Source organism: Streptomyces sp. NPDC059371 (assembly GCF_042751995.1).
Classification (GTDB): Bacteria; Actinomycetota; Actinomycetes; order Streptomycetales; family Streptomycetaceae; genus Streptomyces.
Map to the genome: position 1 here is coordinate 1 of NZ_JBHYXD010000164.1, position 10,569 is coordinate 10,569.

Genomic DNA, 10,569 nt, shown 5'->3' on the forward strand with positions numbered 1-10,569 from the left:
GACCGGAACCCACCGACCGGAACCCACCGACCGGAACCCACCGACCGGAACCCACCGACCGGAACCCACCGACCGGAACCCACCGACCGGAACCCACCGACCGGAACCCGGCACCGGCCCCGCGCCCTCAGCGCCGCGGCCGACGCGGACCCGGCCGCCCCTCGTCCGGCGAGGGCGGAACCGGCGGCGGGGGAGGAGGCAGCGGCGGCGGCCCGTCCGGCCTCCGCTTCGACGACGGCCCGACCGGCCCGACCGGCCCCACCATCGTCGGCGCCCCGTACACATCCCCCGCCCGATCCTCCGGCTCCGGCTCCCGCAACTCGTCCGGCACCTTCAGATACGGATTGGTGTCAGGGTTCGGCGCCCGGTACGACCCCCGAGGTCGATAGGGCCCAGCCTCCGCGCTGTCACCCGCACCACCAGACCCCCCGGCCCCCCACGCCACCCCGGGAGCCCCGGCGCCCCCGACAACCCCAGCGCTCCCCACAGCCCCAACGCTCCCCACAACCCCAGCACCCTCCACAACCCCCCGCCCCGCAGCGCCACAGACCCGAGCCAGCAACGCCCCCACAGCCCCCGCCCCCGCCCCCCAAAGAGCCCCCAGCACCAGCGCCACCCCCAGCCGTCCCCGCAGCTCGACGCCGGCCCCGAACGCGTCGAACCCGAACACGGACAGGGACGCGTCCACCGACACCTCCGTCAGCCACGCGAGCAGCGGCAGCGCCAGCGCCGTCACGACCCCCAGCCGAAGTGCGCAGCGCCCGGCGAACCGCAGAGCACCGTCCCCTCGTACATCCGGCCCCCCAGGGACTCCTCCCACCGCCGCACTCCCCGCCCGTACGAATGGCGTACGCGCAGCCGTCAGGACGCCCGCGTACAGCATCATCAGAGCGGCCGCGAGCGCCAACAGCCATACCCGCCCGTCGAGTTCGGCGAGCCGCCCGAGGGTGAGGGGCCGGGACGCGTCGGCGGTGAGGAGCTTGTCCAGGGGGTCGGGCAACAGCTTGGCGAGCTCGCCGGTGGCCTTCCCGTCCCAGGGGACGAAGAGCCCGAGGGGTATGGCGAGCCACACGCCGTTGGGCGCGCCGAGCAGCGCGGCTCCCGCGATCCGCTTCGGATGGTCGTCGCCGATCGCCGCGTCCGCGGCCGCCGCGACCCCGGCGAGGACGGCGACCAGCAGGACGGCGACGAGCGAGGAGACGGCCGGCCGCACCGCGCGGTGCACGGCGTCCCAGCCGCGCGGCAGCGGCGTACGCCGGGAGGCCAGCAGCGCGATCAGCAGGACCGAGGCGGCCCACGCGGCTCCGCCGAGCAGGGTCGGCACGGTGTCGACGGAGAACCCCACGGCGGCCTTCGCCTTCACGAGGTCACCGATCCTGCCGGGCAGCAGACCGCCGAGATCCCCGAGACCGCCGGGCAGTTTGTCGGTGATGGAACCGAGCCCGCCGCCCCCGCCCACGGCCTTGTCGAGCCCGAGCTTGTCGCCGTCGATCGTGATGACGTCGTGTCCGGCCCAGGCGAGCCCGCCCAGGGTCGCCACGAACAGGGCGACCACCGAGCCCGCCCGCGCGAGGAGTTCGGCAGGAGTGGGGACAACTCCCGCCCCGCGCAAGGAGCGCAGGAAGAACCACGACAGCAGCAGGGCGCCGACCAGCCCGACCCCGAGCGGCGTGATCTGGATGGCGGTGTGCGCCTGCGCGCCCTTCAGCCCGAAGGCGGAGACGTTGCCGGACGGCGTCACCGCGCCGCCCGCTCCGAGAGCCACCATCGCGGCGGTCATCGGACCGAGCGAGGCCGCCGTGTCCGCCCCGAGCAGATGCAGACCGAGTGCGGCGGTGCCCGCCATCCCGATCAACGCCCAGCTCACGGAGGCGATCGCGGACAGCAGCACATCTCCCCACGGCACCCGCCCGCCGTTCCCGCCGTGGTGCGTGGTCCCGATGCTCATCGCCAGACCCCCCGATCAGCGACGCGGTGATCCCGCGCATGTCCCCCTCGTGTGGGATTACCACTCTCCGGGCCGGTTTCAACCCCGTCAACGGATACGGACAGCCCGCCCGCCATCAACGTTCACAAGGCCCGACTTTCGGTCAGGGGGCCTGAACTGAAATAGTTCCCCACGATGTTCGACATCCCTAGACTCCCTGTGATGGGGCTAACTCGGGGGACAACTCAGTGGGGCTGGAGTGCCGGAACTCGTACTGGAATTGAATGGACGGACCTGGACGCTCGACGCGTCCAGGCCTCACACCCTCGGACGTGATCCGCAGGGGGACATCGTGCTCGAGGACGCCAGGGTCTCCTGGCGCCACGCCACGATCAGCTGGAACGGCCGTAGTTGGGTCATCGACGACCACGGGAGCACCAACGGCACCTTCGTACAGGGGCAGCGGATCCACCAGTTGGAGATCGGTCCCGGTTCGGCCGTGCACCTCGGCAACGCGACCGACGGTCCGCGGCTGAGCGTGTCCGGTGCCGCGGCTCCGGTGGCGCAGCAGCCGTTCGCGGCGCAGGGCGCCGGCCCCGGCTGGGCTCAGCAGCCGACGCCGCAGGGGTCGCAGGCTCCGCAGAACGCACAGCATTCGGGGGGCATTCCGCAGCAGCAGGGACCCGGCGGTGGCGCGGGGGCACCGCCGGTCTACGGCGACCGCAGCCCGACGACGTTCCACCAGTTCTCGCTGGGGCGCGTGATGCGCATCGGCCGTGCGCTGGAGAACGAACTGGTGGTCTCCGACCTCCAGGTCTCGCGCCACCACGCCGAGTTCCACGCGACGCCGGACGGCCGCTTCGAGATCCGCGACCTCGGCTCGCACAACGGCACGTACGTCAACGGCATGCCGATCGCCAAGGGCGGCTCCGCGCTGCTCGGCCCGAACGACATCGTCGGCGTCGGCCACTCGACGTTCCGGCTGGTCGGCGACCGGCTCGAGGAGTTCGTCGACACCGGCGAGGTCTCCTTCTCGGCCCGCCATCTGACGGTCACCGTCGACGGCGGCAAGCAGATCCTCAAGGACGTCTCCTTCGGCGTTCCCGAGAAGTCGCTCGTCGCGGTCATCGGCCCGTCGGGTTCCGGCAAGTCGACGCTCCTGAAGGCGCTCACGGGCTACCGCCCCGCCAACCAGGGTGACGTCCTCTACGACAACCGGAACCTGTACAAGCAGTTCGCCGAGCTGCGTCAGCGCATCGGTCTGGTCCCGCAGGACGACATCCTGCACAAGGAGCTGACCGTCAAGAAGGCCCTCAAGTACGCGGCCAAGCTGCGCTTCCCCGCCGACACCACGGGCGAGGAGCGCGAGGCGCGCATAGACGAGGTGCTGCGCGAGCTGAAGCTGGACATCCACAAGGAGAAGAAGGTCACCTCCCTCTCCGGTGGCCAGCGCAAGCGTGTCTCGGTGGCCCTGGAGCTGCTCACCAAGCCGTCGCTGATCTTCCTGGACGAGCCGACCTCCGGTCTCGACCCGGGCATGGACCGCGACGTCATGCAGCTCCTGCGCGGCCTCGCCGACGACGGCCGTACGGTCCTCGTCGTCACGCACTCCGTGGCGGAGCTCGCGATCTGCGACAAGCTCCTCGTGATGGCGCCCGGCGGCTCCGTCGCCTACTTCGGTCCGCCGGAGGAGGCGCTGAACTTCTTCGGCTACGAGACCTGGGCCGACGTGTTCTCCGCGTTCGAGAACTACCGCGACTACGACTGGGCGGGCCGCTGGAAGGGCTCGCAGCACTACCAGATGTACGCGGCGGACATCGACGCGGTGGCTCCGCAGTCGACGCAGATGCCGTCCGCGCAGGCGATGAAGCCGCCGAAGCCGCAGAGCTGGGGCTCCCAGCTCATGACGCTGATGCGCCGCTATGCCTCGGTGATCGTGTCGGACAAGGGCTTCCTGGCGCTGACGGTGATCCTGCCGGCGGTCCTGGGCTCGGTCAGTCTGCTCATCGACAACGGCAAGACGCTGCTGGTCAACGACAAGATCTTGCCGTCGGGCGCCCATGTGGCGAACGGCACCGCCACCACCGTGCTGCTGATCCTCGCGGTCGGCGCGTGCTTCGCGGGCGCCGCCAACTCGGTCCGTGAGCTGATCAAGGAACGGGTGATCTACGAGCGGGAGCGCGCGACGGGTCTGTCGCGTTCGGCGTACCTGATGTCCAAGGTGATCGTCCTCGGTGTGATCACCATGCTGCAGGGCGCGCTGGTCGGCGCCATCGGTTTCGGCAGCCGCGAGGTCCCGTCCGAGGGCCTGATCCTCAAGAGTCTGCCCAAGGTCGAGCTCACGCTGCCGATCATGGCGCTGGGCTTCGTGTCGATGATGTTCGGCCTGATCATCTCTTCGCTGGTGAAGACCGCCGAGAAGACGATGCCGCTGCTGGTCATGTTCGCGATCGTCCAGGTGGTCTTCACCGGCTGCCTGTTCATCCTGAACGGCACGGTGGGTGTCAACCAGTTCTCGTATCTGATGCCGGCCCGCTGGGCGGTGGCCGCGTCCGGGGCGACGCTGGACCTGAACAACATCTTCCCGAACCAGGACGACCCGACGAGCACGGACCCGCTGTGGGACCACACCGCCGGAGCCTGGACCGTGGACATGATCGCGCTGATCGTCCTCGGTATCGCCTGCGGCTTCTTCGTGGCCCGCTTCCTGCGCCGCCACGAGCCGGAGGTCATGCGCAAGTAGACGCCCGGGAACGACGCGAGGGCGGCACCCCCGGTCGGGGTGCCGCCCTTCGGCGTCTGTGTGGGAACTCCGCGCTGAGTCCTCAGTACGCGCTGTTCACGTTGTCCATGGAACCGTACTTGTCGGCCGCGTAGTTGGCGGCGGCGGTGATGTTGGCGACGGGGTTGTAGATGTCCCACGAGGTGCCGGCCACGTGGTACGCCTTGAACGTCGGCGGGATGACCTGGAGCAGGCCCTTCGACGGGATGCCGTTGATGGCGTTGATGTCCCAGTCGTTGATGGCCATCGGGTTGCCCGAGGACTCACGCATGATGTTCTTGTGCAGCCCGTGGTAGCTGCCGGGGATGCCCTTCGCCTTCATGATGTCGAGGGACTGGCGGATCCAGCCGTCGAGGTTGTTGGCGTACGTCTTCGCGGAGACCGTCTGCAGCTTGATGCGCTGCGTGGAGCGGCTCGCGGCGGCGGCCTTCTTCCGCGCGGCGGCCTGGGCGGCGGCCTTCTTCTTCGCGGCGGCCTCGGCGGCGGCCTTCTTCTTGGCGGCAGCGGCCACGGCGGCCTTCTTCTTCGCCGCGGCCGCGGAGTCCGCCGCCTTGTGCTTGGCCTCGATGGTCTTGGCCTTCAGGTCGGCGGAGCTCGTGCCGGCCACGGACTCGACGCCCTGGATCTGCTTTCCGCTGTAGGCGACGGGCGCCGCGGAGGCGGCGTCGTCCGTGGTGGTGTGCGAGCCGCTCGGCGCCAGGGAGAACGCGAGGGTGGCGGCACCGAGGGTGGCCACACCGGCGAGCGAGTACTTGTGGAGCTTCGTCAGCTTCGGACTACGACCACGATCGGCAATGTTCTTGAGCATGACTGATAGACCTCTTCGAATAGCGCGGAGGTCGCTCTGCGTCCCGGTAGGGACTGTGTTTCCGGAACAAACGCCCCGGGGGAGAACCCGAGGCGCTGAGCGACATGAGCAATTCTTAGCGGTCGCAAAATGCTCTGGCAAAGGTGTGACCTACGAAGTCGGGTAGTGGACACAGATGGGGCAAATCGGGGCAGACTGGCACGTCTTCCCTGGTCACCTTGTCCCTTTTATCTCCTATGCGCCTTCGTACGTGACGTGGACCCTATGCGCGGGCTCACAGGGGTCCTCGATCATTCTGACGTGGAGTTGCCCGAGCAATGCTCAGAGTGAGGGCTGTTCCCGGGGAGGATCAGGTGCACGTCCCCGAACTCGTGCCAGAGATAGCGCCCACGCAGCGCCTCGTCGTAGGCACGGTCGACCGCCGCCCCTCCCGCGATCGCCTCCAGCATCAGCAGATGCGAGGCCTCCGGCTCGTGCAGCCCGGTCACCAGCCCGTCGACGGCCCGCACACCGCGCTCCGGAGTCACCACGAGACCGGTCCACCCCTTCGCCGCCCGGACCAGCCCGTCCTCGCCGGTCGCGGACTCCACGGCCCGCACCGCTGTCGTACCGACCGCGACGATCCGGCCTCCACCGGCCCGCGCGGCGTTGATCAGCCGGGCCGACACCGCCGGAACCTCGTACCGCTCCGGATACGGCGGCTCGTGCGACTCCGCCGAGGCGACCCCCGTGTGCAGGGTGACCGGCGCGAACTGCACACCCCGGCTCACCAGCTCCGCCACCAGACGCGAGGTGAAGGGACGCGCCGCGCTCGGCATCTCCGCGCTCCCCGCCCCGTCGTCCGACGGCAGCGCGAAGACCGTCTGGTACACGGACAGCGGCTGGTCCCTGTCCGTGTAGGAGTAGCGGATGGGCCGCCCGTACCGCCGCAGCAGCCCCAGCACGTCCGCGTCCGGCACCCGCCCCCACCACAGCCGCCGCCCCCGCGCGGTCAGCGGCTCCTCCAGCACGAGAGGTACGTCCCCGGGCAGGCACACCACTGTCCCCGCGGGACCGCCCGCCCGCGCGCGCGTGGTGCCGCGGCCGTCCGGATCCCGCAGCTCGACCGCCCACCGCCCGTCGTCACCCCGTGTGGAGAAGTGCACTACCACGCGCGCGTGCCCGATCCGCCCGTCCACGGCCGCCGCCAGAGTCGCCGAGGTGTTGACGATCAGCAGATCCCCGGCCTTCAGCAACCGGGGCAGCTCGACGAACGCGTGATGCGACACCTCGGTACCGCGCGACACCAGCAGCCGTACGGAATCCCGGTCACGGCCGGGACCGCGCTGCTCCGCCGGCACCCGCGCCGACAACTCCTCCGGAACGCTTCCCCACTCCCGGCCGCGCCCGGCCCGAGAGACCCCCGCCACCGTCGTCACCGCTCCTCCGGCAGATCCGAAGCCGCGTAGCGCCCACTGGCCGGCCGTTCGTCGAGCAGCCGCAGGAAGGCCGGGACCACACGGTCCGGCGCCGGGCGCGGATCATCGTCGTCAGGTACGGCCGCCGTATAGAGGTCCGTCTCCATGTCCCCCGGATCCACCGCCCACACCCGCAGACCGGGCTCCTCCTCGCCGAGCACCGCCGAGAGATGGTCCAGCGCGGCCTTTGAGGCCCCGTAACCGCCCCACGTCTCGTACGCCCGCACCGCGGCGTCCGAACTGACGCTGACGACCGCGCCCGCCCCGGCCGCCCTCAGCAGCGGCAGCGCCTCCTGGACCAGGCCCAGCGCGGCGACCACATTGACCTCCAGGGCCCGCCGCAGTCCCTCCGGATCCAGCTCCTCGAGGCGCACCAGCGGCTCCGCGCCCAGCGCGCTCGCGTTGTTCACGAGCAGATCGACACCGCCCAGCTTCCGGGCCGCCGCCACCAGCTCGGCACGGTGACCGGCGTCCGTCACGTCCCCGGGAAGGGCCTCCACCCGCGTCCCGTACGCGGAGAGCGCCCGCGCGGTCTCCTCCAGCACCCCGGCCGTCCTGGCGTCGAGCACCAGATCCCAGCCGCGCTCCGCCAGAGCCGCGCCGAGCGCCCTCCCCAGTCCCTTCGAGGCCCCTGTGATGATCGCTACCGGCATGACAACCGTCCCCTCGCTCGGACCGCCTTCCCGGCGGCTGCCCTCACGGTAGGAACGCGGTCCGCCCGGGCGCCTCGGACGCGGGCCGCAATGATCAGGGGCCCTTCGTCCTAGGCCCAATGGCCCGGCGGGCGAGGCCGGCGGCCCGATACGCGCTGTCACACCCCGCAGGTACTTTGGGGTCATGAGTCACGGACCCCGGTCGGGCCTGTACGCGGTGAGCTCCGCGCTGCTGGCCATGAGCAGGCATCTCGAAGTGCGCGACGTCCTCAAGACGATCGTCGCCTCGGCCCGAGAACTGCTCGACGCGCAGTACGCGGCTCTCGGGGTGCCCGACGACCACGGCGGCTTCGCCCAGTTCGTCGTCGACGGGATCAGCGACGCGCAGTGGAAGGCCATCGGACCGCTCCCGCGCCAGCACGGCATCCTCGCCGCGATGCTCCGCGAGGCCCGCCCCGAGCGCCTGGCCGACGTGCGCGAGGACCCCCGCTTCGAGGGCTGGCCCGCGGCCCACCCCGACATGTCCGACTTCCTCGGCCTGCCCATCCGCGACGGCGACGAGATCATCGGCGCGCTCTTCCTCGCGAACAAGATGCGGCCCGAGGGGGCACCGCCGTGCTCCCGGCCGGAGGACCGCTGCGGCTTCACGGAGGACGACGAGGAACTCCTCACCATCCTCGCCCAGCACGCGGCGATCGCCCTGACCAACGCCCGGCTCTACGAACGCAGCCGCGAGCTCACCATCGCCGAGGAGCGCTCCCGGCTCGCGCACGAACTGCACGACGCCGTCAGCCAGAAGCTGTTCTCCCTCCGCCTGACCGCGCAGGCCGCCGCCACCCTCGTCGACCGCGACCCCTCCCGCGCCAAGGGCGAACTCCAGCACGTGGCCGCGCTCGCCGCGGAGGCCACCGAGGAACTGCGCGCCGCCGTCGTCGAGTTGCGCCCCGCGGCCCTCGACGAGGACGGTCTCGTCGCCACCCTGCGCACCCAGATCCAGGTCCTCGACCGCGCCCACTCCGCGTGCGTGACCTTCTCCAGCCACGGTGTACGAGCGCTGCCCGCCTCCCAGGAGGAGGCCGTGCTCAGGGTCTCCCAGGAGGCCCTGCACAACGCGCTGCGGCACTCCGGCGCCGCCCGCGTCGACGTCACCCTGGACCGGCGCGGCCCCGGGGCCGTCCTGCACGTCCGCGACGACGGCGGCGGCTTCGACCCCACCGCGATACGCAGCGCCGGCCGTCATCTCGGCCTGGTGTCGATGCGGGACCGGGCGAGCGGGGTCGGCGGCACACTCACCGTGGAATCGGCGCCCGGGAAGGGCACCGTGATCGAGATGGAGGTTCCTGGTGGCTGACGCAATCAAGGTGCTGCTCGTCGACGACCACCAGGTCGTCCGCCGGGGGCTGCGCACCTTCCTCGAAGTGCAGGACGACATCGAGGTCGTCGGGGAGGCCTCCGACGGAGCCGAAGGCGTCGCCCGTGCCGAGGAGTTGAAACCGGACGTCGTCCTCATGGACGTCAAGATGCCGGAGATGGACGGCATCGACGCGCTGCGCAGGCTCCGCGAACTCGCCAACCCCGCGCGCGTGCTGATCGTCACCAGTTTCACCGAGCAGCGCACGGTGGTGCCGGCCCTACGCGCGGGCGCCGCAGGGTATGTGTACAAGGACGTCGATCCCGACGCGCTGGCCGGAGCCATCCGCTCGGTCCACGCGGGACACGTCGTCCTGCAGGCCGAGGTCGCGAACGCGCTGCTGTCCCAGGAGGAAGTCAACTCGGGTCAGGGAAGAGGTGTTTCGCTCACCGAGCGGGAGCGGGAGGTGCTCGGCCTGATCGCGGACGGCCGCTCCAACCGGGAGATCGCCCGCGCCCTCGTCCTCTCCGAGAAGACCGTGAAGACCCACGTCTCGAACATCCTGATGAAGCTCGACGTCGCCGACCGCACCCAGGCCGCGCTCTGGGCCGTACGGCACGGGATCACGGACTGATCGTCAACTCGGAGGGCGTCGCTCCGGGATGAGATTCATACCGTCGGGTGTATGTCACCCGGATGGCGCATCCTTCGTGGATCCCGGCCGTTCTCCAGTGCGCCGCGGCGGACCTGCCGCGGTGTTCGCGAGGAGGGGTTTCGCAAGTGAAGAACCTGAAGAAGTTCACGGCCGTCGCGATGGTGGCCGGCGGTCTGGTCGCCGCCGGCGCGGGCATGGCCTCGGCGGCGGACGGCGCGTCGGCGTCCGGCAAGGCCGTGGGCTCCCCGGGCGTCGTCTCCGGCAACCTCGTCCAGGCCCCGGTCGACGTACCGGTGAACGTGGTCGGCAACAGCGTGAACGTCATCGGCGCCCTGAACCCGGCCTTCGGCAACCTCGGCCTCAACCACTGAGGTTCCCCGTCGCGGCGACCTTGACCCCCGGCCTTCCAGGGACCCCCTGGGGGGGCCGGTCGGCTTGTCGGTTCATCCGCGGACTGCACCGGACGGGGCAATCAGTACGGCTCCCCGTGCCGTCCCCGACTCGGCGGCGTTTCTCAGCGTACGACCCTCGGCAGGGTCGGATCCGTGAACGCAGGAGGAACACTTTTCATGAACATCGCCAAGAAGGCCGCCCTGGCCGTCACCGTCGCCGGTATCGCCGCGGGCGCTGGTGCCGGTGCCGCCCTCGCCGACTCGGGCGCCAAGGGCACGGCGGCCAACTCGCCGGGCGCCGTCTCGGGCAACGTCGCTCAGGTCCCCGTCCACGTCCCCGTCAACGTCGTGGGCAACACCGCCAACCTCGTCGGCCTCCTGAACCCGACGTTCGGCAACACGGGCGTCAACGGCTGAGCCACCCCCCGCCGAAAGGGCCCCGCGAACGGAAACGTTTCGCGGGGCCCCGCCGCCAACGCCCCCCCGCGTCACAACTTGCAACAGGACCGGGCCCCCCGACACCCGAGCCAGTTGGGGCGACCCC

Annotated in this window: 9 protein-coding genes; 5 read left to right on the top strand and 4 right to left on the bottom strand. The window is 70.9% G+C overall.

The annotated features are described in order from the left end of the window. Window positions 1–127: 127 nt before the first annotated feature. Window positions 128–1,948, bottom strand: coding sequence for a streptophobe family protein (locus ACFXGX_RS41940; RefSeq protein ID WP_384803353.1), 1,821 nt, complete (start codon window positions 1,946–1,948; stop codon window positions 128–130). A gap of 238 nt (window positions 1,949–2,186) precedes the next feature. Between ACFXGX_RS41940 and ACFXGX_RS41945 the strand changes: the two genes are divergently transcribed. Then, window positions 2,187–4,670 carry an FHA domain-containing protein gene (locus ACFXGX_RS41945; protein WP_384803356.1) on the top strand — a complete coding sequence of 828 codons (2,484 nt, stop codon included), beginning with the start codon at window positions 2,187–2,189 and terminating at the stop codon, window positions 4,668–4,670. 82 nt (window positions 4,671–4,752) lie between these two features. On the opposite strand, the gene ACFXGX_RS41950 is transcribed toward ACFXGX_RS41945, so the two are convergent. The 3 genes from ACFXGX_RS41950 to ACFXGX_RS41960 all read right to left on the bottom strand — a co-directional run bounded on the left by ACFXGX_RS41950 (window position 4,753) and on the right by ACFXGX_RS41960 (window position 7,627). Beyond that, window positions 4,753–5,517, bottom strand: a complete 765-nt coding sequence (locus tag ACFXGX_RS41950; protein ID WP_384803359.1) for a transglycosylase SLT domain-containing protein — start codon at window positions 5,515–5,517, stop codon at window positions 4,753–4,755. Window positions 5,518–5,807: 290 nt separating this feature from the next. Then, window positions 5,808–6,935: an S-adenosylmethionine:tRNA ribosyltransferase-isomerase gene (locus ACFXGX_RS41955; RefSeq protein ID WP_384803362.1), complete on the bottom strand. Its 1,128-nt coding sequence runs from the start codon at window positions 6,933–6,935 to the stop codon at window positions 5,808–5,810. After that, window positions 6,932–7,627 carry an SDR family NAD(P)-dependent oxidoreductase gene (locus ACFXGX_RS41960; protein ID WP_384803365.1) on the bottom strand — a complete coding sequence of 232 codons (696 nt, stop codon included), beginning with the start codon at window positions 7,625–7,627 and terminating at the stop codon, window positions 6,932–6,934. Before ACFXGX_RS41960 ends, ACFXGX_RS41955 begins: the two co-directional genes overlap by 4 nt. Window positions 7,628–7,811: 184 nt before the next feature. On the opposite strand from ACFXGX_RS41960, the gene ACFXGX_RS41965 reads away from it, so the two are divergent. The 4 genes from ACFXGX_RS41965 to ACFXGX_RS41980 all read left to right on the top strand — a co-directional run bounded on the left by ACFXGX_RS41965 (window position 7,812) and on the right by ACFXGX_RS41980 (window position 10,442). Further along, a complete protein-coding gene (locus tag ACFXGX_RS41965; protein WP_384803368.1) occupies window positions 7,812–8,978 on the top strand; it encodes a GAF domain-containing sensor histidine kinase in 1,167 nt (388 codons plus the stop codon). Beyond that, window positions 8,971–9,612 carry a response regulator gene (locus tag ACFXGX_RS41970; RefSeq protein ID WP_384803371.1) on the top strand — a complete coding sequence of 214 codons (642 nt, stop codon included), beginning with the start codon at window positions 8,971–8,973 and terminating at the stop codon, window positions 9,610–9,612. Before ACFXGX_RS41965 ends, ACFXGX_RS41970 begins: the two co-directional genes overlap by 8 nt. 146 nt (window positions 9,613–9,758) lie before the next feature. Further along, on the top strand, window positions 9,759–10,004 hold the full coding sequence (locus ACFXGX_RS41975; protein WP_355774743.1) for a chaplin: 246 nt from the start codon (window positions 9,759–9,761) through the stop codon (window positions 10,002–10,004). A gap of 198 nt (window positions 10,005–10,202) precedes the next feature. After that, window positions 10,203–10,442, top strand: coding sequence for a chaplin family protein (locus ACFXGX_RS41980; protein ID WP_384803374.1), 240 nt, complete (start codon window positions 10,203–10,205; stop codon window positions 10,440–10,442). Window positions 10,443–10,569 lie beyond the last annotated feature (127 nt).